Source organism: Burkholderia sp. NLJ2 (assembly GCF_049487195.1).
Lineage (GTDB): Bacteria > Pseudomonadota > Gammaproteobacteria > Burkholderiales > Burkholderiaceae > Burkholderia > Burkholderia pyrrocinia.
Window position 1 is genome coordinate 2,929,707 of record NZ_CP137810.1, and the last position, 20,477, is coordinate 2,950,183.

At 68.8% G+C, this 20,477-nt stretch carries 19 protein-coding genes and 1 pseudogene; 9 read left to right on the forward strand and 11 right to left on the reverse strand.

What is annotated here, in order from left to right; all coding sequences use genetic code 11:
- Positions 1–58: 58 nt before the first annotated feature.
- Positions 59–682, forward strand: coding sequence for a glutathione S-transferase family protein (locus R9B84_RS35670; RefSeq protein ID WP_423762045.1), 624 nt, complete (start codon positions 59–61; stop codon positions 680–682).
- An 84-nt stretch (positions 683–766) separates the two neighbouring features.
- On the opposite strand, the gene R9B84_RS35675 is transcribed toward R9B84_RS35670, so the two are convergent.
- Positions 767–2,179: a serine hydrolase domain-containing protein gene (locus R9B84_RS35675; RefSeq protein WP_423762046.1), complete on the reverse strand. Its 1,413-nt coding sequence runs from the start codon at positions 2,177–2,179 to the stop codon at positions 767–769.
- 191 nt (positions 2,180–2,370) lie between these two features.
- Complete coding sequence (locus tag R9B84_RS35680) at positions 2,371–3,546, reverse strand: hypothetical protein (protein WP_423762047.1); 1,176 nt, start codon at positions 3,544–3,546, stop codon at positions 2,371–2,373.
- A gap of 285 nt (positions 3,547–3,831) precedes the next feature.
- Between R9B84_RS35680 and R9B84_RS35685 the strand changes: the two genes are divergently transcribed.
- The 4 genes from R9B84_RS35685 (at position 3,832) to R9B84_RS35700 (ending at position 6,315) form a co-directional block, all read left to right on the forward strand.
- Entirely contained in the window at positions 3,832–4,251 is a 420-nt protein-coding gene (locus tag R9B84_RS35685; protein WP_034181692.1) for an HIT family protein, read from the forward strand.
- Positions 4,252–4,504: 253 nt separating this feature from the next.
- On the forward strand, positions 4,505–4,672 hold the full coding sequence (locus tag R9B84_RS35690) for a hypothetical protein (protein WP_193099666.1): 168 nt from the start codon (positions 4,505–4,507) through the stop codon (positions 4,670–4,672).
- A gap of 150 nt (positions 4,673–4,822) precedes the next feature.
- A complete protein-coding gene (locus R9B84_RS35695; protein WP_423762048.1) occupies positions 4,823–5,482 on the forward strand; it encodes a methyltransferase family protein in 660 nt (219 codons plus the stop codon).
- Between the two features lie 377 nt (positions 5,483–5,859).
- Positions 5,860–6,315: a hypothetical protein gene (locus tag R9B84_RS35700; RefSeq protein WP_034181694.1), complete on the forward strand. Its 456-nt coding sequence runs from the start codon at positions 5,860–5,862 to the stop codon at positions 6,313–6,315.
- Between the two features lie 279 nt (positions 6,316–6,594).
- On the opposite strand, the gene R9B84_RS35705 is transcribed toward R9B84_RS35700, so the two are convergent.
- The gene (locus tag R9B84_RS35705; RefSeq protein ID WP_423762049.1) at positions 6,595–7,077 is read right to left on the reverse strand and encodes a hypothetical protein; all 483 of its coding nucleotides are present in this window, start codon (positions 7,075–7,077) and stop codon (positions 6,595–6,597) included.
- A gap of 118 nt (positions 7,078–7,195) precedes the next feature.
- On the opposite strand from R9B84_RS35705, the gene R9B84_RS35710 reads away from it, so the two are divergent.
- Positions 7,196–8,032 (forward strand): bifunctional allantoicase/(S)-ureidoglycine aminohydrolase, encoded by an 837-nt coding sequence (locus R9B84_RS35710; protein WP_034181695.1) that lies wholly within the window; start codon positions 7,196–7,198, stop codon positions 8,030–8,032.
- A gap of 261 nt (positions 8,033–8,293) precedes the next feature.
- Here the strand turns inward: R9B84_RS35710 and R9B84_RS35715 are convergent, their stop codons facing one another.
- The gene (locus R9B84_RS35715) at positions 8,294–8,638 is read right to left on the reverse strand and encodes a cytochrome c (protein WP_423762050.1); all 345 of its coding nucleotides are present in this window, start codon (positions 8,636–8,638) and stop codon (positions 8,294–8,296) included.
- Between the two features lie 10 nt (positions 8,639–8,648).
- Positions 8,649–9,881 carry a molybdopterin-dependent oxidoreductase gene (locus R9B84_RS35720; RefSeq protein ID WP_423762051.1) on the reverse strand — a complete coding sequence of 411 codons (1,233 nt, stop codon included), beginning with the start codon at positions 9,879–9,881 and terminating at the stop codon, positions 8,649–8,651.
- A gap of 246 nt (positions 9,882–10,127) precedes the next feature.
- Here R9B84_RS35720 and R9B84_RS35725 point away from each other — a divergent pair.
- From R9B84_RS35725 to R9B84_RS35735, 3 genes and pseudogenes are all read left to right on the forward strand, one after another.
- Positions 10,128–10,250 (forward strand): annotated as a pseudogene (locus tag R9B84_RS35725) (Inward rectifier potassium channel); the annotation flags it as partial.
- Positions 10,251–10,446: 196 nt separating this feature from the next.
- The gene (locus tag R9B84_RS35730; protein ID WP_423762052.1) at positions 10,447–12,564 is read left to right on the forward strand and encodes a penicillin-binding protein 1A; all 2,118 of its coding nucleotides are present in this window, start codon (positions 10,447–10,449) and stop codon (positions 12,562–12,564) included.
- A gap of 8 nt (positions 12,565–12,572) precedes the next feature.
- Positions 12,573–13,184, forward strand: a complete 612-nt coding sequence (locus tag R9B84_RS35735) for a trimeric intracellular cation channel family protein (protein ID WP_423762053.1) — start codon at positions 12,573–12,575, stop codon at positions 13,182–13,184.
- 21 nt (positions 13,185–13,205) lie between these two features.
- Here the strand turns inward: R9B84_RS35735 and R9B84_RS35740 are convergent, their stop codons facing one another.
- The 6 genes from R9B84_RS35740 to R9B84_RS35765 all read right to left on the reverse strand — a co-directional run bounded on the left by R9B84_RS35740 (position 13,206) and on the right by R9B84_RS35765 (position 20,268).
- On the reverse strand, positions 13,206–13,589 hold the full coding sequence (locus tag R9B84_RS35740) for a VOC family protein (RefSeq protein ID WP_423762054.1): 384 nt from the start codon (positions 13,587–13,589) through the stop codon (positions 13,206–13,208).
- Positions 13,590–13,708: 119 nt separating this feature from the next.
- On the reverse strand, positions 13,709–14,533 hold the full coding sequence (locus R9B84_RS35745; protein WP_423762055.1) for a heme ABC transporter ATP-binding protein: 825 nt from the start codon (positions 14,531–14,533) through the stop codon (positions 13,709–13,711).
- Between the two features lie 308 nt (positions 14,534–14,841).
- Positions 14,842–15,927: a FecCD family ABC transporter permease gene (locus R9B84_RS35750; RefSeq protein WP_423762056.1), complete on the reverse strand. Its 1,086-nt coding sequence runs from the start codon at positions 15,925–15,927 to the stop codon at positions 14,842–14,844.
- Between the two features lie 15 nt (positions 15,928–15,942).
- A complete protein-coding gene (locus R9B84_RS35755; RefSeq protein WP_423762057.1) occupies positions 15,943–16,860 on the reverse strand; it encodes a heme/hemin ABC transporter substrate-binding protein in 918 nt (305 codons plus the stop codon).
- A complete protein-coding gene (locus R9B84_RS35760; protein ID WP_423762058.1) occupies positions 16,857–17,948 on the reverse strand; it encodes a hemin-degrading factor in 1,092 nt (363 codons plus the stop codon). Before R9B84_RS35760 ends, R9B84_RS35755 begins: the two co-directional genes overlap by 4 nt.
- 49 nt (positions 17,949–17,997) lie before the next feature.
- Positions 17,998–20,268 carry a TonB-dependent hemoglobin/transferrin/lactoferrin family receptor gene (locus tag R9B84_RS35765; protein ID WP_423762059.1) on the reverse strand — a complete coding sequence of 757 codons (2,271 nt, stop codon included), beginning with the start codon at positions 20,266–20,268 and terminating at the stop codon, positions 17,998–18,000.
- Between the last annotated feature and the right edge of the window lie 209 nt (positions 20,269–20,477).

Below are 20,477 nucleotides of genomic sequence, written 5' to 3' on the forward strand. Positions count from 1 at the left end.
CGTTCGGGACGTGTCGTGCGTCCCGGGCGCTCCGCATCCGACCTCACAAGGAGACTGCATGCTGCACATCCTCGGCAAGATTCCGTCCATCAACGTCCGCAAGGTGCTGTGGCTGTGCACCGAGCTGAACCTGCCGTTCGAACAGGAAGACTGGGGCGCGGGCTTCCGCACGACCGACGATCCGGCCTACCGCGCGCTGAATCCGAATGCGCTCGTGCCCGTCATCAAGGATGACGATTTCGTGCTCTGGGAATCGAACACGATCATCCGCTACCTCGCGAACCGCTATGGCGGCGACGCGCTTTATCCGGCCGAGCCGCAGGCGCGCGCACGGGTCGATCAATGGATCGACTGGCAGGGCACGGACCTGAACCGTTCGTGGGTCGGCGCGTTCCTCGGCCTCGTGCGGAAATCGCCCGATCATCAGGATCCGGACGGCATCGCGCGGTCGATCGCGGACTGGACGAAGCACATGCGCGTGCTGAACGCGCAGCTCGAATCGACCGATGCGTTCGTGGCCGGCGGCACCTTCACGCTCGCGGACATTCCGATCGGCCTGTCGGTGAACCGCTGGTTCGGCACGCCGTTCGAGCATCCGGATTTCCCGGCGGTGTCGCGCTATATCGAGCGTCTTGCGACGCGCGAAGGGTTCAAGACCTACGCCGGCAGCGCGAATCCGTAACGCATCGCAGGTAGCGCGCGGCGCGGCGGCGTTGCAATCGCCGCCGCGTCGCCACCCGCAAGCACGGGCGCCGCGGGCCCGTCGTCACGCGCCGGGTGCCGGCATCGCGTCGAGCACGCGCGCGAGAAATGCCTCGTGATTCCACGCGGATTCCGGCCGCGACAACCCGAGCCGCACGACCACCAGCTGACGGCTCGGCACCACGCTCACGAACTGGCCTTCATGGCCGACCGCATGAAACGCGTCGGCCGGCATCGCGCTCGCATGCGGATCGCGATCGTTGAACGGCTCCGGCACCTTGACCCACAGATGCGCGCCGAACTCCTGGCGCGACGACTGTGGCGTCGCGCGCGTCAGATAGCGCACCCAGCCTTCCGGCAGCAACCGCTGCCCGTTCCATTCGCCGTCCTGCAGCAGAAGCTGCCCGAAGCGCGCCCAGTCGCGCGCGCTCGCATACATGTACGACGGGCTGCCGAGCGTGCCGGACGCATCGGGCTCGAACACCGCGCTGCGCATGTCGAGCGGCGCGAACAGCGCGCGGCGCGGAAACGCGAGGTAGTCGTCCTCGCTGCCGCCCATCGCTGCGCGCATCACGCGCGCGACGATCGCGCTCGTGCCGCTCGAGTAGTACCACTGCTTGCCGGGTGTCGCGGCGAGCGGTTTCGCCGACGCGAACCGCGCGGTATCCGGCTGCGTGAACAGCATCACGGCGACATCGGACAGCGGGTCGTCATAGTCCTCGTTGAATTGCAGGCCGCTCGTCATCCGCAGCAGCTCGTCGAGCGTGATGGCCGCGCGCGGGTCGCCGCTGCCGCGCCATTCGGGCAGCAGCGCCGATGCATCGGGCGACAGCGTGTGCTGTGCGACGAGCATGCCGACCAGCGCGGCCGTCACGGTCTTCGTCATCGACCAGCCGGGCAGCGGCGTGTCGGCCGTGAAGCCGGGCGCATAGCGTTCGGCGATCACCTGGCCGCGCCACATCACGACGACCGCGCGCGTGCGTCGCGGCCGCGCCGGATCGGGTTCGTCGAATGCGCGGTCGAGCGCGGTCTGCAGCTTGTGTGCGTCGATGCCGGCGGGTGGCGCGACGGGTGCCGGCTGCACGGGCGGCGGATCGGGGAGGGCCGGCAACGCGGCCGGTAATGCGGCCGACGGCGCGCCGGGCGACGGCCCGAGCGCGAGCGTGCAGCCGAGTCCGGGCCGGAAGTCGGCTTCGCGCTCGGCGAAGCCGGCGAAGGTTGCCACCGCACGATGATGGTCGGGATCGAGCGACGGGCGCACCAGTTTCAGCAGCGGATGCACGCCGGCCATGATGTCGACGTCGATCACGGACGCGGCCGGGCGGCCCGACACGTACACGCCGGAACACAGTGCCTTCGCCGCATAGCCGGTCGCGATCGGCGCGAGCCGCGACAGCATGTATCCCGCATAGCCGAGCGCGGCCAGCAGCACCAGGGCGGCGCCCCGACGGATCAACGGCTTGATGGGTGTCGTCATGCGCGGGCGTCCTCGGTTGTCTGCGGGCGGGCCATGAACCGGCAGTGTCGCAGGTTCGGGCAAGCGGTGGCAATCGCGGGTGCTTGTGACGCCAGGGGGCGTCGGTCGGGCGGAGGTTGCCCGGCGTGTGTGAAGCGTATGTGTCGATCGCGCATGTGAACGGGTCGCATGCGGCCCGTTCACATGGTGCGTCATTGCGCGTTGTTGTTGTCCGAACGCAGTGTCCAGACCGTCGCGGTATTCGTGTTGTCGTCGACGGCCGCGAATTGCGACTGGCCTTTGCTGCCATGCCCGAACGCAAGGCCGAATGCCGAGCCCGGCGCGGTATCGACCTGCATCTGCGCGACGAAGCGTCCGTCCACCGTGAATTCGACGATCTCGCTCGGTTGCAGCGGGTCGGGGTTGACCGCATCGCCGTTCGCGGTCACGAGATGGCCGTTCGGCGCGAGCGCCAGCGCGAGCGGGCCGTGCAGGTGCTTGGCGTCGAAGTAGATCATCCGTCCGACGCCACCGTCGTGTTTCGTCGACGCGGCGTTCTGGATCGCGAACACCGCGTTGTCGCCCGTGGACGCGACATACAGGACGTCGATGTTCGGGTCGTACGCGAGGCCGGTCGGGCCGACGACAAGCGCATTGGGATCGGTCCGGTTCACGTAGCCCGACGCGATGATGCGCGAGCCCGACAGCATCGTGACGCCGTCGTTGCCGATCGCCAGTTCGATCCGTGCGACCGTGCCGTTCAGTACGTTCGACACGAACGCGGTCACGCGCTGGCCGCGATCGATCACGGTCATGTCCCACGGCCCGTCGAGCAGCGTGGCGCTGACCAGTTGCGTGACGAGATGGCCCGCCGGATTGATGACGAGCAGCGAGCCCGGCGCGACGACGGTCTTGCCGTCCGGCGTCGGCACGTTGCCGACCAGCACGAAGCCGCTGCGCAGCACTATGAGCGCGGTCGTCAGGCCCAGATTGCTGCCCTGGAAGAACGTTGTCGGCGTATTGCCGGGCGACAGCTTCACGATCGTCGTGCCGGTGCCTTGCAGATTCGACGCCGCGTTGAAGTTCGACACGACGACGTCACCCGGTTTCAACGTGCTCCAGGTCGGCACGCCGTGCGGCACGAACGCGATGCCGTACGGATTGAGATCGCCGTTGGCGGGCACGGTCGATGCAGTGACCGATGAAACCGGGAGGATGATGTCGTTGCCGCCGGCCCACGCGAACGTCGACGACAAGGCGGCCAGCCCGGCGGCGCATGCCGCACGGCGTAACGTGCGCGCGATCGCGTGCGACGCGCGTGCGAACACCGGCGGGTGCGCGGCGAAGACGGTCGAAGCGGGTGAACGACAGGAAGGGAGAGGGTCCATGGCATGACTCCGGTTGACGAAAGCGAGCAGTCATCCCGGCTGCCGGCCAGCGCAGCCGACGGGTGTCCGGCGCCGGTTCGCGATCTTGCCGCGCGAGCCCACGCTCGAAATAAACGGATGGCGACGGCGGTTTATTCCATCCGGTTGCACTCGTTGCACGCGCACCGGCAGCCATTGTTCGCTGCAATGCAGACACGACCTGACACGTTGAAATCCTGCCCGCCGAAGGTCGATAATCGTCCGGCATCGAACGCTCACCCATTCCAACCGTTATCGGAAATCGCCATGTCCTATGACAACAACAACCCGTTCGCCAGAATCCTGCGCGGCGAACTGCCGTGCGTGAAGGTCGCGGAAGACGACGCAACCCTCGCGATCATGGATCTGATGCCGCAGGCCGACGGTCACGTGCTCGTGATCCCGAAGGAGCCGGCCGCGCAGATTTTCGAGCTGTCCGGCGACGCGGCCGCGGCCGGCATCCGCATGACGCAGCGTGTCGCGGCGGCCGTGCGCGCGGCGCTCGAGCCGGACGGCGTGTTCATCGGCCAGTTCAACGGCGCGGCGGCGGGCCAGACGGTCCCGCACGTGCACTTCCACGTGATCCCGCGCTGGGAAGGCGCCGAGTTGCGGATGCATGCACGCGACATCGCCGATGCGGCGACGCTCGAATCGATCGCCCAGCGGATTCGCGCGCGTTTCGTGTAACGGCGCGTTCGCATGCGGCGCGGCGACGGCGCACATGCCGGCCGTCGCGCTGCAGCGGCCTGTTTCGGCGGTCACGCGAAGTAACACCTGTAACCGCCGGCGAAACTCGGCCCGGCAAGCCCGGCGCTAGACTCCGCGCATGACTTCATCGAGCGACAGGAAGAGCGGATCGCCTCTTCGCGCCGGCCACCGCCTCCCGCGGCGGTGTGGTCTCCGCTAGGTGTCATTCGTCTTTCGCGCCGGGAATCGAGCCATGTCCAGACTTCTCATCACGCTTGCCCTGATCGGCGGCCTGTCCGGCTGCTACGTCGCGCCGCCGTACGGCTACTACGCTCCCGCGCCGGCCTATTACGGCTACGCGCCGGCGTATTACGCGCCGCCCGTCAGCGTCGGGATCGGCGGCAACTTCCGCATCCGCTGATCGGGCACCCGGCGCGGGCGCTGCCCGCACCGGTTCGCTGCCCTGCGCCGGACGATTCGCGCGAATTCGCGCCGCATGACGACGGCGCGCCTCGCATCGTGCGCGCGGTTCCTATACTTCACAGGAAAGCGCAACTCCGGTGAGGTAGCCATGTCGGTCACACGCAAGGTCGCTGTGGTGTCGGGCGTATCCACGCTCGTCTATCTCGGGCTCGCCGTGCTCGGTTTCGGCGGGTTCGCCGCCTTTTTCTCGCATCCGCCGCTGACCGTCATCGTCGTCGCGACACTCGCGATGACCGTCGTCGCGATGTTCACCGAAGGCAACCTCAGCACCGGCGAGCGCGAGAACCGCGACAACCGCTGGGTGCTCGCGGCATTCGCAGTGAGCGGCTTCCTGCTCGCGTATCTGCCCGCGCTGACCGACCGGCTCGATGTCTGGACCTTCGGCGGCGATGCGGTGCGATGGCTCGGCGTCGCGCTGTACATTGCGGGCGGCGCGCTGCGCATCTGGCCCGTGTTCGTGCTCGGCAAGCGCTTCAGCGGGCTCGTCGCGATCCAGCCGGGCCATACGCTCGTGACCGACGGCATCTACCGCCGCATCCGCAATCCGAGCTATCTCGGCCTGCTCGTCAATTCGATCGGCTGGGCGCTCGCGTTCCGCTCGGGCGTCGGCGTGCTGCTGGTCGCGCTGATGATGGTGCCGCTGGTCGCGCGCATCCGTTCGGAGGAAGCGCTGCTGCGTTCGCAATTCGGCGCCGATTACGACGCGTATTGCGCGCGGACCTGGCGGCTGTTGCCCGGCGTGTACTGACCCTTCATCCCGCCCCCGACCGTCGTTTCGGCGCGCGCTCACGACACGTGCCCGATGTGTTGCCACGTGTGTCTCAAACGTGCGACGCCGCGCGTGGCGAGCCTGCCGTTCCGCAGGGCCGGACCGTGCCCGGAGCCAATGCCGGCGCGGGTTTCAGGCGATTTCGGTGAGCGCGTTGGACGTCCGTTATTCGCAAACAACTTGTTACCAGAATGTCCACGGCAAGGGTGTGGGACCGGTGCTATTCTTCGCCGCAAGCTCGTTGAAATGAATTGGTCCGGGGTTCGGCACAATGCCTGAACCGACGTCGATCGATTCAGATCGTCGTACCGAGCGGACCTTCGATAACCAGATTGCGAACAAGGAAGAATACGGGAATGTGGAAGAAAATCGCCCCCGCTCTCGTCGTCGCCGCGCTGACCGGCACGACTGCACTGCCGGCATTGGCAGGTGACTTGAATAACGCGCTTGGCGGCGCGCTCGGCGGGGTAGCCGGCGCAGCGGTCGGCGGCGCGGTCGGTGGCAGCACCGGCTCGGTAATCGGCGGCGCCATCGGCGGCGGCGCGGGTGGCGCGGTGACGTCGAACCGTCGCGAGCGCACCGGCGCGATCATCGGCGGCGCACTCGGCGGCGGCGCAGGTACCGCGGCAGGCAACGCGATGGGTGGCCGAACGGGCGGCCTGCTGGGCGCGGCGGTCGGCGGTGGCGCGGGTGCGGCGCTCGGCGGCAACATGTCGCGCAGCTCGTACGAACGCGATTACGGCGATCGCGGTTATCGCGGCGATCGCGGCTATCGTCGCCACAAGCATCATCACCACCGCGACTGGGACTGATCGCCGCTGGCGCGGCACGGTGCGCGACCTGCGCCCCGTCGTGCCGACGGCGTCGGCACCCGACGCGAGAATCGGCCCGGCGGCCTGCCGGGCCGCCATCGCCGGCCAGACCGGCGACCCTTTCCGGCTTCATCAGCCGCTGCCATGCGCCCGATCGACGGGCCGGCCATTTCCCCCCTCGTCGTATTTCCCCGCTTCCCGACTACACAGCCTGTCGCGCCTGAATGCGACTGCGCAGAATTGGCAAACGCCATCCACTTTCCGTTCGCGTTCGTCGCGTCAATCCGTTCCGGCATGGTGAAGGTTTGCATCGGGAGCGGAGCCGCCCGCACCCGAGCGCAAATCGACCGTCTGCCATCCGCGTAACCAGATGATCGCGACCTGCATCGCGCCGCCGGTATGGCTGCGATCGGAGGCGCCGCATCGATCGTCCCGGTGCTTCGTCCGCAATACGCCGGCCGTCAGGATTTCCCTGATACGCAGGCCGCCGCGCCAAGCCGTTTCACCGCGCATCGCGGGTGCCGGCGGGTAGTGGGAAATCGAATGGATGGCATCACAACATTTAATTGGTCGATTGAGATCGACTTCGCTATCGTCGACGATGCCCGCGTACGGAATCGAACCGTGCCGTCCGCTGCGTCTCGCCTCGTCGCATGATCGCGAGCGCCGCGGCCCGGCCGCCGCACCCACCAGCATGGGGCGCCGCGTCCGATCAACCGGACGGATCCGTCGCGAAGCCTGGCCGACCGAACGAAGGCGCATGCGCTTTCAAGCCACCCCGGCAACGATGTCCCGCCGCCGCCTGCGCGACCCACGCGCAGGTGTGCCGGCCGATGCCGTCAGCGCCCGGGGCCGGACCAACCCATTGCCTGGATGCACTATGTCTAAGACAACGTATTACGCGCCGCATGGCGGCCACCCGCCGCAGACCGATCTGCTGACCGATCGGGCGATGTTCACCGAGGCGTACGCGGTGATCCCGAAGGGTGTGATGCGCGACATCGTCACGAGCTGGCTGCCGTTCTGGACGAACACGCGTCTGTGGGTGATCGCCCGCCCGCTGTCGGGTTTCGCCGAAACCTTCTCGCAGTACATCGTCGAAGTGAACCCGGGCGGCGGCAGCGACAAGCCGGAGCAGGACAAGAACGCCGAAGCCGTCCTGTTCGTCGTCGAAGGCGAAGCCGAGCTGACGCTGCAGGGCTCGAAGCACGTGCTGAAGCCGGGCGGCTATGCGTTCATTCCGCCGGGCGCGGACTGGACGCTGCACAACGTCAGCGATGCCGCGGTGCGTTTCCACTGGGTTCGCAAGCATTACCAGGCCGTCGACGGCATCCCGCTCCCCGAAGCCTTCGTGACCAACGAGCAGGACGTCGAGCCGATCCCGATGCCGGGCACCAACGGCGCGTGGGTGACGACGCGCTTCGTCGACATGAGCGACATGCGCCACGACATGCACGTGAACATCGTGACGTTCGAACCGGGCGGCGTGATTCCGTTCGCCGAAACGCACGTGATGGAGCACGGCCTGTACGTGCTCGAAGGCAAGGCCGTCTATCGCCTGAACCAGGACTGGGTCGAGGTGGAAGCGGGCGACTTCATGTGGCTGCGTGCGTTCTGCCCGCAGGCGTGCTATTCGGGTGGCCCTGGCCGCTTCCGCTACCTGCTGTACAAGGATGTGAACCGTCACATGAACCTGACGCTGAACCCCGCGCGCTAAGCGGCGCGTCGGCAGTCGAATACGAAAGCCCGCCGGTACATGCCGGCGGGCTTTTTTTCATGGTGCGGATTCCGAACGTTGCGAATGCGTGGCGCTGCAGATCGATGCCGGCCGCGCGCTCGCCTGCCGTGACGGCGGCGAGGCGCGGAGGCGGCCGCAGGCAAGCGGACATGGGTGGACCGTGAGCCGGGCTGAACCGCGATCCCGACATCGCGGACATGCGCGTGGGCGGCGCGCGCGTGCGACGCCCGTTGCGATACGTCACGGCTTCCCGTTGATCGCGGTCAGATATCGCGCGAGGTCGTCGATCGCTTCGGGCGGCAACGGCGCGCCATAGACCGTGCGCATCTTGACGACCTCCGCCTTCCACTCCTGGAACGACAGCGGCGGTTGCCGGGTCACCATGTCGACCGAATGGCAGATCAGGCAATGCAGGTTCGCGAGATCGGCGCCCGGGCCGGGCGGAAACTTCTGCGTGTCGCCGGGCAACGCGACTTCGACCGTTCCGGTCGGCGCGGCGCGCGCCGTCTTGCCCGTTTGCGCCATCGCGGCGCTTCCCGCGCAGGTCACCGCTGCGAGCAGGATCGCGGCACTCGTCTTCATCATGATCGGCTCCTCACGCGACGAATACATGCGTCGTTTCGACCACGTTGCGCATGTAGCCGGCCGGGTTCCAGTTTGGCGTGTCCGGCTGCTCGACGCCGCCGTCGTTGATCGCCTTGACCTGCAACACGGCCTGTCCGGCGCGGTGCGGCGTGAACTGCGCTTCCCAGCGGCGCAGGCTGTACTTGCCGTAGTCCTTCCCGAGGCGCGCCGTCGCCCAGGACGCGCCGCCATCATGGGAGAACAGCACCTTGCGCACGCCTGTGTCGCCGCCGAACGCGATGCCCCGGACCGTCTGCGGCCGGTCCAGCGCGATCACGGCGCCGTCGTCGAGGTTGGTGATGAACGATCGCGGCACCATCCGGCTGATCGGCACGGTCTTGACGCCGGCCTGCCCGGGCTGAATGCTCGCGTGCGGCGTGTCGGGAATCTGATAGGCCTTCGCCATCCAGAAATTGTCGTCGCGCCGGTCGATGACCTCGATGTCGTGCAGCATCTTCACCCAGTACGTCGAATACCAGCCCGGCACGACGAGGCGCAGCGGGAAGCCGTTGAGCAGCGGCAGCGGTTGCCCGTTCATCCCGAACGCGACGATCACTTCGCCGTCCCGCGCGCGGTCGACGTCGAGCGCCTTGATGAAGGCCGGCGTGGCGGGCAGCACGCCCTTGTCCAGGCCGTCGAAGCGGACCTGCACCGCGCCCGCCTTCACGCCCGCCCGATCGAGGATGTCCTTGAGCCGCACGCCGGTCCAGCGCGCGTTGCCCATTGCGCCGTTGCCCCATTCGCCGCCGGCGACGCGCGGCTTGAAGAAGCCGCGCGAATTGCCGGCGCACTGATTGACGGCGGCGACTTCGACGCGCGGAAAGCCGCTCATGAGGTCGCGCAGGCTCAGTTCGAGCGGGCGGTCGACGAGCCCGTGCACGGCGAGCCGGAACGCGCCGGCGTCGATCCGCGCCGGGATGTCGGCGAGGTGCCATCGCACGAAGAACCGGTCGTTCGGCGTGAACACGCCGTCATCGAACACGGAGAAAGGCGTTTCGAGCAGTGGGGGGCGGACGCGCACCAGCAGCATTTCGCCCTTTTGCGGAAAGTCATGGGTCAGCTCGCGCAGCCCGTTCTCGAACGGCAGCGTGACCGCGTCGGCCGCGCATGCGCGCCGATACCAGCTTGCGCCGACGGCCAGCAGGCCGCCAGCGGCGGCGGCCTGCATCAGGTGACGGCGCTGTGGATCATGTGGGTCTGCCATGACGACTCCCTCGTTTGCCGATCTGTCTGCCGAACCCGCGATCGCGCGCGGCTGCCAAGACGCCGGATCATGTGCGGCCGATGACCCGAGATTTCATGATAGGCGCAATCCGGCGCGATATCGGGCCGGATGGGGTTCACGCGTGGAAGCGGTGCAGCAACGGCCGCCGGGCCCCGGTCGCGCCGCGCATTCCCGCTCGGGTTCCCCCGTGCGTCGCTCGTTGCTTCCCGTCAGCGGCGACGTGCCATGAACGACTCCCCCACCTCCCTTCATCCCCGCTGCCGCGGCCGCAAGATCCGGTCGGGCACCCGTCACGTGATCGCCTGCGGCATGCCGCCGCTCGGCTGGCGCGACCTGTATCACCGCGCGCGACGTCGATCAGGTACGCGCCCGACGCGAGACGCGCGAACGGCCCCGGCGCGCTTTCCTAAATAAAATTTAGCCGGCCAAACTTTGGCTAAAGAATGTTCCGGTTTCGCGCCATCCCTTCGACAATGCGCGCCTTCCGTGACCGGTCGGCGCTTATCGCGCACCGGCCGTCGCGGCATCGAAGAAGGAGCCCGACATGACCGACCACACCGCATCCCCTCCGCCGCAACCCGCGCCGCCGCGCCACCGACGCGTGTGGCGCACGCTCGCGGGCGCGCTGCTCGGCCTGACGCTCGCGTGCGCGGGCATCGGCGCATGGACGATCCAGCGCATCTGGACGCAGTTGCCGTCCGTCGAGCACCTGGCCGTTTATCGTCCCGCGCTGCCGCTGCGGATCTTCTCGCGCGACGGCGACTTGCTCGCCGAATACGGCGTCGAGCGGCGCGAGTTCGTGCCGCTCGAACGCATTCCTCCGCTGATGCGGCAAGCGCTGCTCGCGGCCGAGGACGCGAAGTTCTATCAGCACGGCGCGATCGATGTCGGCGGCCTCGCGCGCGCGACGTTCGCGAACGTCGTGACGGGGCAGCCCGGGCAGGGCGGCAGCACGATCACGATGCAGGTCGCGCGCAACTTCTACCTGACGCGCGACAAGGTGCTGAGCCGCAAGCTCGCCGAGATCCTGATGGCGACCAAGCTCGAACGCGAATACAGCAAGGACAAGCTGCTCGAGCTGTACATGAACGAGATCTACCTGGGCGAGCGCGCGTACGGTTTCGCGGCCGCCGCGAACGTGTATTTCGGCAAGCCGCTCGACGCGCTGAGCGCGGGCGAGGCAGCCGTGCTCGCGGGGCTGCCGAAGGCGCCGTCCGCGTTCAACCCGGTCGTCAATCCGGCGCGCGCGACCGCGCGGCGCAACTATGTGCTCGGCCGGATGCATGCGCTCGGCCAGCTCGACGACGCGACGTACCGCGCTGCCGTCGACGCGCCGATCGCGTTGGCGACCACGCCGCCGCCCGGGATCGTCGCCGCGCCGTACGTTGCCGAGCGCGCGCGCCGCATGATGGTCGAGCGCTTTCACGACGACGCCTATACGCTCGGCCTCGACGTGACGACGACGGTCTCGATGCGCGACCAGCGCGCGGCCGAAGCCGCGCTCGACCGCACGCTGAGCCGGCAGCCACGCGCGAAGCGCGATGCGCGCAGCGGACTCGAAGGCGCGCTCGTGTCGCTCGATGCGGCGACGGGCGACATGCTCGCGCTCGTCGGCGGCGCGGATTTCAATCGCAACGTGTTCGATCATGCGCTGCAGGCGTATCGCCAGCCGGGCTCGAGCTTCAAGCCGTTCGTGTATTCGGCGGCGCTGGAGAAGGGTTACTTCCCCGGCGTGCTCGTCGACGATACGCAGCGCACGCTCACGCATGAGGAAACCGGCGCGCGACCGTGGCGTCCGCGCAATTTCGGCAACCGCTACGAGGGCTTCATCCCGGTGCGGCGCGGGCTCGTGCGCTCGAAGAACCTGGTCGCGGTCAGCCTGATGCAGGCCACCGATGCGCGTTACGTGCAGCAGCACGCGGTGCACTTCGGCTTCGACGCGCAGCGCAATCCGGCATCGCTGCCGCTCGCGCTCGGCGCGGGCGCGGTGACGCCGCTCGAACTCGCGAGCGCGTACAGCGTGTTCGCGAACGGCGGGACGCGGATGGAACCGCGCCTGATCCTGTCGGTGAAGCAGCGTCACGGCGGCGCGATGTACGAGGCGACCGCGCCGGCAGGCGAGCGCGTCGTGTCGGCGCGCAACGCGTTCGTGATGGACAGCATGCTGCGCGACGTCGTGCGCTCCGGCACCGCGCGCGGCGCGCTCGCGCTGCGTCGCGACGACGCGGCCGGCAAGACGGGCACGTCGAACGGATCGAAGGACGTCTGGTTCGCCGGCTACTCGTCGGGCATCGTCGCGGTCGCGTGGCTCGGTTACGACACGCCGCGCCCGATGGGGCGCGCGACCGGTGCGACGCTGGCGCTGCCGGTCTGGCTCGACTACATGAAGACTGCCGTCGACGGGCGCACGCCGGTCGATGCTTCGCCGCCGCAGGACGTCGCGCTGGTCGATGGCGACTTCGTCTACGCCGAATACACGCGCGGTTCGTGCACGGCCGACGTGCCGCCGTACATCCGCAGCCGCTTTGCATGCGGCGGCGCGGCTGTACAGGACGCGTCGGCCGCGCCGGCCGACCACGGCAAGGCCGACGAGCCGATGCCCGCCGCGGTCGATGCGGCCGAGCGCGAACGCGTGCTCGACCTGTTCCGGACCGACGACTGACGCGCGCGATGCATACGCTCTATCTGATTGCAATCGTCGCGGAAGCGATGTCGGGGGCGCTGATGGGCATGCGGCGCGGCATGGACCGCTTCGGGCTCGCGCTCGTCGGCGCGGTGACGGCGCTCGGCGGCGGCACCGTGCGCGACGTGCTGCTCGGCCATTACCCGCTCGGCTGGATCGCGCATCCCGAATACCTCGTGATCACGCTCGTCGCGGCGACGGTCGCGTCGTGGGCCACCCGGCATGTCGCGCGGATGAAGACGCTGTTCGTCACCGTCGACGCGATCGGCCTCGCGGCGTTCACGATCATTGGCTGCGACATCGGCGCATCGACCGGCACGGCGCCGATCATCGTCGTGCTGGCCGGCGCGATCACGGGCGTCTGCGGCGGAATGCTGCGCGACCTGCTGTGCAACGAGATGCCGCTGATCCTGCGCGAGGAGCTGTACGCGAGCGTCGCGTTCGTCACGGGCACGCTGTATGTCGGGATCCCGCATCTCGGCATCGATGCGGGCCTCGCGACGGTGGTCGCGCTCGCGGCCGGGTTCTCGATGCGGATGCTTGCGGTACGGCTCGGGTGGAAGATGCGGACCTTCGGCGCGGCGGATGTCGAGCATTGAGCGTGGCACGCGCACCGGCATTCAGTCCGGCTGCATGACCTGAAAGACGTTGCCCTCCGGATCGAGGCCGTCGACCATCCGGTACGCGAAGCCGTCGTAGCGCTTGAGATCGCGTACCGTCACGCCGTCGCGGGCGAGCCGGTCGCGGTGCGCGTCGATATCGGCATCGATCGAGAAGACGAGCTTCACGGTGCTTGCGTCGGCATTCGCATGCGCGGATGAGGCTGCCTGGCGAAACGCAGGGCCCGCCCGATGCAGCGCCAGTTCGACAGCGCCCGCGTCGAGCACGACCCATTCACCGTCGATTTCCTCGATGACGGGCAGGTCGAAATATCGTTGGTAGAACGCCTTCAGCAACGCGACGTTGCGAACGTACAGGATGATGCGGGTCATCGGAAGTGGCATGTGGGTTTCCTCATGTGGGTCTCCTCGAAGGCGATGCACGCATGATGTCGGGTGAAAGTCGCTGTTGACGGCAGGGCAGGACATCGAGCGACGCGACGACCATGCAGGATGCGTCGGCGCTACGCGGGCACCATCACCGGCGGCGTACCGTTGCCGGTTTCCACCATCTTCACCGCGAATCCGTAGCATCGTGCGATATGCGCGGGCGTCATCACGTCGCGCGGCGTGCCGTGCGCGACGATCGTGCCGTCGGCGAGCATCGCGATCGTATCCGAGTGCCGCGCGGCGAGGTTCGGGTCGTGGACGATCGCGAGCACGCCGAGTCGCCATTCGCGTGCGACTGCACGCACGGTGTCGAGCAAGCGGTGCTGATGCGCGAGATCGAGCGCGGCGGTCGGCTCGTCGAGCAGCAGGTAGCGCGGGCCGCTTGCGATACCGTCGTCCTCGTCCGGCCACAGCTGCGCGAGCACACGCGCGAACTGCACGCGTGCGAGTTCGCCGCCCGACAGCGTCGTGACATCGCGGCCGACGAGCGTGTCGGCACCCGCGCGTTCGAGCGCACGCCACGCGATGTCGCGATCGCGGTGCGACGTCGCGCCGCTGCGCCGCGCATGCGGATAGCGGCCGAGCAGCACGATTTCGTCGACACTGAACGGGAAGGCCGGTTGTGCGGCCTGCGGCAACACCGCGCGCAGGCACGCGAGCCTTGGCGCGTCGATGCGCGCGAGCGGTTCGCCGTTCAGCGTGATGTTGCCCGTCACGCGCACGCCGTTCGGCGCGACGCTGCCGGTCAGTTCGCCGGCGAAGGTCTTCAGCAGCGTGCTTTTGCCCGCGCCATTGCGGCCGAGCAGCGCGGTTACGCGGCCGGGTTCGATCGACAGCGACAGGTCGCGAAGGATGGCGTTGTGTCGGCGGGCGACGTCGAGATGGTGGGCGGTCAGCATGGTCGTCGTGACGGAAGGGTTAGGGCCTGTTCCCGCGAATAACGGGCTTGCGCTGGCCCCCAGAAGGGCCGAGCGCAAGGATTGCGACGAAGCGAATACTCGACGTATTCGCAAGGAATATGACGCAGCGATCGGCCCTTCTGGGGGCCAGCCCCGCGAATGATTTTTTCCAAACAGGGGAACGTGCCTGTTCGCCCGCATTGCGGCGCCGTTCGTCGTTGCAATAGCTGCGGCTATTGCGCCTCCTCCCTCCTTGCCCTACGGGCGAACAGGCACGTTCGCAAGCCCGTTATTCGCGGGAACAGGTCCTAGCCGAGCGCGCCGCGGCTTTTCCACAGCAACGCGAGGAAGAACGGCGCGCCGAGCAGCGCGGTCAGCACGCCGAGCGGGATTTCGGCGGGCGCGGCGATCGTGCGCGCGGCGAGGTCGGCGGCGAGCGTCAGCAACGCGCCGAGCAGCGCGGCGCCGGGCAGCACGACGCGCTGGTCGGGGCCGCACGCGAGCCGTATGCAATGCGGCGCGACGAGCCCGATGAAGCCGATGATGCCCGCGCACGACACGAGCGCGCCGACCGCGAGCGCAACCGCGACGAGCACGCGCCGCTTCAGCCGCTGCACCGGCACGCCGAGATGCAGCGCTTCGGTTTCGCCGAGCTGCAGCGCGTTCAGCGCATCGCGTTCGCGCACGAGCAGCACGCAGCCGATCGCGACGCACGGCGCAACGGCCGCCAGCGCGGACCATTGCGCGCCGCCGAGGCTGCCGAGGCTCCAGAAGGTCAGCGAGCGCAGTTGCGCGTCGTCGGCGACGAACGTGAGCAGCCCGATCGCTGCGCCGACTAGCGCGTTGATCGCGATGCCGGCGAGCAGCAGCAGCGGTAGCGCGAGCCGGCCGCGCGATGCGGCGAGCCGATAGACGAGCGCCGCGACCGCGAGCGCGCCCGCGAAGGCCGCGACGGGCAACGCGGCCGCGCTCACGTGTGCGGCAAAGAGGGCGGGGCCGAGCACGATCATCGTCGTCGCGCCGAGTGCGGCGCCGCTCGACACGCCGACGAGCCCCGGATCGGCGAGCGGATTGCGGAACAGCGCCTGCATCGCGGCGCCGGTCGCGCCGAAGCCGCCGCCGACCAGCAGCGCGAGCGCGACACGCGGCGCGCGGATGTCGAGCAGCACCGCGCGTGTCTGCTGCGCGGCCGCATCGCCGGTCAGCGCGGCCCATGCCTCCGCGAGCGGAATGCGATACGCGCCGACGCACAGCGCGACGACGGACATCGCGCACACGAGGCACGCGAGCGCGGCCAGCGCGAACGGCGCGAAGCGGCGCGACGTGCCGACGCGCGCGGCGCCGGAGCGCGAGGCGGGCGACGGCGCGGGGAAAGGCGAAGCGTGAGCGGGCATCGGGGCAGTCCGGAATCAGGCGAGCGCATCCGACAGGCGTCGGTGCAGGGTCGTGACGGCGAGCGGCAGGCGCGGGCCGAACCCGAGCAGGAACAGCGCATCGAGCGATACCACGCGTTGCGCACGGCCGGCCGGCGTCGCACCGAAGCCGGGCGTGGCGAGCAGCGCGGCACGGCCGCCGACGGCCGCGAGCCCTTCGTCGGAGATCAGCACGACGTCGGGCGCGGCGGCCGCGAGCGCCTCGGTCGTCAGCGGCTTGTAGTGATCGAAGCCCTGCATCGCGTTGCGCGCGCCCGCGTAGCGGATCATCGCGTCAGCGGCCGTGCGCTGGCCGGCGACGAGTGCCTGATTGCCGGTATGGTTCAGCACGAACAGCACGCGCGGCGGCTGCGCGCCGCCGGGCGCGCGCGCGGCGACCGCGTCACGTGCGGCCTGCCAGTCGCGATCGAAGCTCCGCAGCAGCGCGACGCCCGCATCGCGAACGTCGAGCGCCTGCGCGACGCCGGTGATTTTCGCGCGCACCGACTCGACGTCGTGGCGTTCGTCGAACGTCGTCACCGCGACGCCTGCGCCTTTCACCTGCGCGATCGCGGTCGGCGGGCCGGCTTCCGCCGACGCGAGCACGAGATCGGGCCGCAGCGACAGCAGCCCCTCTGCCGACAGCGCGCGCTGGTAGCCGACTTTCGGCAGACGCTTTGCGGCGTCGGGGTAGGTGCACGTCGTGTCGGCGCCGACGAGCCGGTAGCGGGGCGTCTCGGCGCCGCCAAGCGCGAACGCGGTTTCCGCGAGCGCGCCGCCGATCACGACCACGCGCTTCGGTGCGGCCTGCGCAGTTTGTGCAAACACGCTGCCCGGCAGCGCGCCCGCGAGCGCGCCGGCAGCCGCGCCCGCCAGCACCGCGCGGCGCCGCGGATCGAACGACCGCGCGCTCACCGCGCGCCCCCGCGTGCGGCCGGCGGCAGCGTCGCGACGAGTGCGCGCCAGTCGTCGCGTTCGACCTTGCCGGGCTTGCGCTCGCCGAACAGCAGCGCGACGTGGTCGCCCTGGCGGTCGAACAGTTCGAGCGACGTGACGATGCCGTCGCTGGTCGGCTTCTTCACGACCCATGCGGCGGCGATCAGGTCCTCGCGCACGTGCAGGTTGAAGCCCGGGTCGAGCACGTTGATCCAGGCGCCGACCTCGCGCACGTTCGCGACGGGGCCCGTATGGATCTGGATCATTCCCGCATTGCCGACGAACACCATGATCGGCTGGCCGCTCTGCGCAGCCCGTTCGAGCACGTGGCGCAGCGCATGCGCGGTTTCGACCGGATACGCGTATTGCGGATCGGCGAGGCGCAGCGCCTGCATGCGGCTCACGCCGAAGCGCTGCGTGATGCCGAAGAACTGGTGCGTATCGGTCATCGCTTCCCACGCGGCGCGGAAGCCCGCGACGTCGATCTCGGTGTCGGCGCGTTCGGGCGTCTTCGGTGACGCGGGCACGACGTCGAGGCCCGGCTCCTGCGACGGCGCGCGCCAGCGTTCGACGAATGCGTCGTATGCGGCGTGGTCGCTGTGCGCGCGCAGGTACACCTTGTGGATTGCGTGGCCCTGCGCGTCGAAGAACTGCAGGCTCTTCAGCGGGCCGTGCGCGGTCTCGTCGCGCACCGCGAACGCCGACACCCAGTGGCGATAGAAGATCCGCAGGTCGATGTCGCCGAGCGCGAGTCCGACGGGGCCGTCATGGCTCATCTGCGCATATTCGCCGTCCTTTTCGTGGACGGCCGTGTCGTTGCGCGTGAGCGCCATCACGCGGCCGAGGCGCGGCATTTCCTCGAACATCGCCGGAAAACGCGCGTCGAGCCGCACGACGTGCTCGCCGACGAACGCGGCGAGCGCTTCGCCTTCGCTGACGCCGAGCGCTTGCGCGACGTCGCGGTTGCGCAGCTGGCGCTCTGTCTTGAGCTTGATGAACGCGTCGCGCAATGCGGCGGCCGCGCGGGCCGGGCCGGCCGATTGACCGGGAAGGGCGGATTGCATCATGTCGGACTCCTTCAAGAAACGGTTGGGGTGGTAGCGCGGGCGTCGCGCATCAGAAATCCACTTTCATGCTGACGGCGACCGTGCGTCCGGACGACGTATATGCGTCGAGCACCTGCGAATCGGCGGCGATGCCGCGCACGTCCGACCAGTTCCAATACTTGCGGTCGAACAGGTTGTGGATGCCGATCGTTGCGCTCACATGTTTGTTGAAGCGGTAGCCGCCGCGCAGGTCGACGACGAACGACGACGGCGGCGCGAAGCACGCCTTGTTCGAACAGTCGGACTTGTCGATGTCCTTGTCGCGTTTCGCGGCCTGGAACAGCAGGTCGGTCTGCACGAACCAGCGCTCGCCCGGCTCGTAGCGCACGCCGAACACGGCCGAGAACGGGTTGACCGTATTGAGCGGCTGGCTGGCCGCACCGTTGTTCTGCGTCGAGCCCTTCGTGAACGCCATCGCCGTTTTCAACGTGATGCCGTTCGGCATCGCCCATTCGGCGCGGCCTTCGAGGCCGTGGATGCGCGCGTCGGCGAAGTTCACGTACTGGAATACGAACGGGTCGGCCGGCCGGCCGCTGCCGGCGATCGTCGTGCGCGAGATGAAGTTGCGGTAACGGCCCGTGAACGCGGCCGCGCTGTAGCGCACGACGCCGTAGCCCGTGCCGGCCTTGCCGCGCAGGCCGGCTTCGAACGTGTCGCTCGTCTCGGGCTTCAGGTTCGGGTTGCCGATCGACGTGTAGCCGTACACCGGGTTCGAGAAGCTGCTGTTCACCTGGTCGGGCGTCGGCGCGCGGAAGCCGTGCGCGTACTGCACGTACGGAATCAGCGCGGGCGTGATCTCGTAGAGCACCGAGACGCGCGGCGACAGTTCGTTCGCGCTCGTCGACACTGCCTTGCCGGTGAACAGCGGATCGTTTTCGGTCGGGCTCAGCCGGTACGTGTCGAAGCGCAGGCCCGGCGTGACGAGCAGGCGGCCGTAGCCGATCTGGTCCTGCACGAACGCGCCGAACAGCGTGTAGTCGGTGTCGGGGAACGCCTTGTTCGGGAACGCTTCGCCGACGCCCGGCACCGTGCCGTCGCGCCTGTTCGTCACGCGCGACAGGCTGCCGTCGACGCCATAGAGCAGCTTGTGCGCGAGCGGGCCGGTCGCGAAACCGCTTTCGGCGAAGGCGGAGCCACCGAACGTGCGTTCCTTGTACTGGTTGTCGCGCGAGCGCGATTTCAGCGGCGCGCCGCGCGTCTCGAACGCGTATTGATCCTGCTTCGCGTCCTGGTAGTAGAACTGCACGTGCGCGGTCTGGAACCAGCGGAACGCGTCGTCGCGGAAGTCGTAGTCGACGCTGAAGCGGTTGCGCTCGAGCCGGTCGTTCGTCGTGAGGCCGAGCGTGTTCGGCGGATTGATCGCGGACAGCACGTCGGTGCTCACGCGCCGTTGCACGGTTTCCGCGGTGAACTTGACCGTGTCGCGCGCGGTGGGCGTCAGCACGAGCTTGCCGAGCAGCGATTCCGAATAGACGTCCTGCGGATTCGACGTCGTGCGCAGCGTGCTCGCCGAGTTGTTGCTGCCGCGCGTGTCGACCTCGTGGCCGCGCCGTCCGTCGGCGATGATCATCCCCTGCACGCGGTCGTTGCCGCCCGCGGCCGACACGGTCGCGCCGATGCTGCGATCGGCCGAGTCGTAGCTCGGCCGGAACGAGAAGTAGTAGGGCTTGTCGTAGATCGACAGCAGGTCGCGGGGATCCTTCGTGATGAAATTCACCGCGCCGGTCAGGCCGTCGCTGCCGTAGAGCGCAGAGGCCGGCCCGCGCAGGATCTCGATGCGCTTGAGCGTGTCGAGATCGGCGTAGTCGCCGCGCCCCGCTTCGAGCGGACCGAACGAGAACGCGTTCGGCAGGCGGATGCCGTCTTCCATCAGCAGCACGCGATTGCCTTCGAGGCCGCGGATGTTGATGCTCGAATCGCCGTCGCGGCCGCCGCCGAGCGCGGCGCTGCCGGGCCGGTACGCGGTGCGGCGCACCGTGACGCCCGGCTCGTAGCGCAGTGCGTCCTTGATGTTGGTGGCCTGCTGCTCCTCGATATCCTCGTCGGTGATCACCGACACGGACGCCGCCGTGCGGCTCGCGGCGGTGGCGGTGCGGGTGGCCGTGACGGTGACGGGGTCGAGCAGCGCCGCATCGCCGCGCGTGGACGCGGCGACGAGGACGGCAGAAGGCGGGGTGGCGCCTTGCGGCGACGAATCGGCGTGAGCCGGGGCGGCGGACAGGCCGAACGCGCCGAACAGCGCGGCGCAGATCGGCCGCCGCGCCAGCGGATAGCAATGCACAGGTGGTCTCCCATTGACGAAAACAAGCCCGAAGGCTGGCTGGGTGACGCGTTCACCTGGCTGGCCCGTCCGCGCGCGGCATGCGGCGAACGGCGAATTGAAAGGCAACTGATAACTTTACCAGTGTAAATGAGAATTATTATCAATACAAGAACGGAAAGCGGCGCATGTGGGCGAGCGCTTACCTGCGCGGCTCGGGCGAGTCGCGG

Bases quoted from the DNA above. Each gene is read 5' to 3' on its own strand.
- R9B84_RS35750 (WP_423762056.1), bottom strand. From the start codon at position 15,927: ATGCCCGCTCACGCTTCGCCTTTCCCCGCGCCGTCGCCCGCCTCGCGC.
- R9B84_RS35705 (WP_423762049.1), bottom strand. From the start codon at position 7,077: ATGCGCCTTCGTTCGGTCGGCCAGGCTTCGCGACGGATCCGTCCGGTT.
- R9B84_RS35710 (WP_034181695.1), top strand. From the start codon at position 7,196: ATGTCTAAGACAACGTATTACGCGCCGCATGGCGGCCACCCGCCGCAG.
- R9B84_RS35715 (WP_423762050.1), bottom strand. From the start codon at position 8,638: ATGATGAAGACGAGTGCCGCGATCCTGCTCGCAGCGGTGACCTGCGCG.
- R9B84_RS35685 (WP_034181692.1), top strand. From the start codon at position 3,832: ATGTCCTATGACAACAACAACCCGTTCGCCAGAATCCTGCGCGGCGAA.
- R9B84_RS35760 (WP_423762058.1), bottom strand. From the start codon at position 17,948: ATGATGCAATCCGCCCTTCCCGGTCAATCGGCCGGCCCGGCCCGCGCG.
- R9B84_RS35690 (WP_193099666.1), top strand. From the start codon at position 4,505: ATGTCCAGACTTCTCATCACGCTTGCCCTGATCGGCGGCCTGTCCGGC.
- R9B84_RS35680 (WP_423762047.1), bottom strand. From the start codon at position 3,546: ATGGACCCTCTCCCTTCCTGTCGTTCACCCGCTTCGACCGTCTTCGCC.
- R9B84_RS35740 (WP_423762054.1), bottom strand. From the start codon at position 13,589: ATGCCACTTCCGATGACCCGCATCATCCTGTACGTTCGCAACGTCGCG.
- R9B84_RS35670 (WP_423762045.1), top strand. From the start codon at position 59: ATGCTGCACATCCTCGGCAAGATTCCGTCCATCAACGTCCGCAAGGTG.
- R9B84_RS35735 (WP_423762053.1), top strand. From the start codon at position 12,573: ATGCATACGCTCTATCTGATTGCAATCGTCGCGGAAGCGATGTCGGGG.
- R9B84_RS35720 (WP_423762051.1), bottom strand. From the start codon at position 9,881: ATGGCAGACCCACATGATCCACAGCGCCGTCACCTGATGCAGGCCGCC.
- R9B84_RS35700 (WP_034181694.1), top strand. From the start codon at position 5,860: ATGTGGAAGAAAATCGCCCCCGCTCTCGTCGTCGCCGCGCTGACCGGC.
- R9B84_RS35745 (WP_423762055.1), bottom strand. From the start codon at position 14,533: ATGCTGACCGCCCACCATCTCGACGTCGCCCGCCGACACAACGCCATC.
- R9B84_RS35675 (WP_423762046.1), bottom strand. From the start codon at position 2,179: ATGACGACACCCATCAAGCCGTTGATCCGTCGGGGCGCCGCCCTGGTG.
- R9B84_RS35730 (WP_423762052.1), top strand. From the start codon at position 10,447: ATGACCGACCACACCGCATCCCCTCCGCCGCAACCCGCGCCGCCGCGC.
- R9B84_RS35695 (WP_423762048.1), top strand. From the start codon at position 4,823: ATGTCGGTCACACGCAAGGTCGCTGTGGTGTCGGGCGTATCCACGCTC.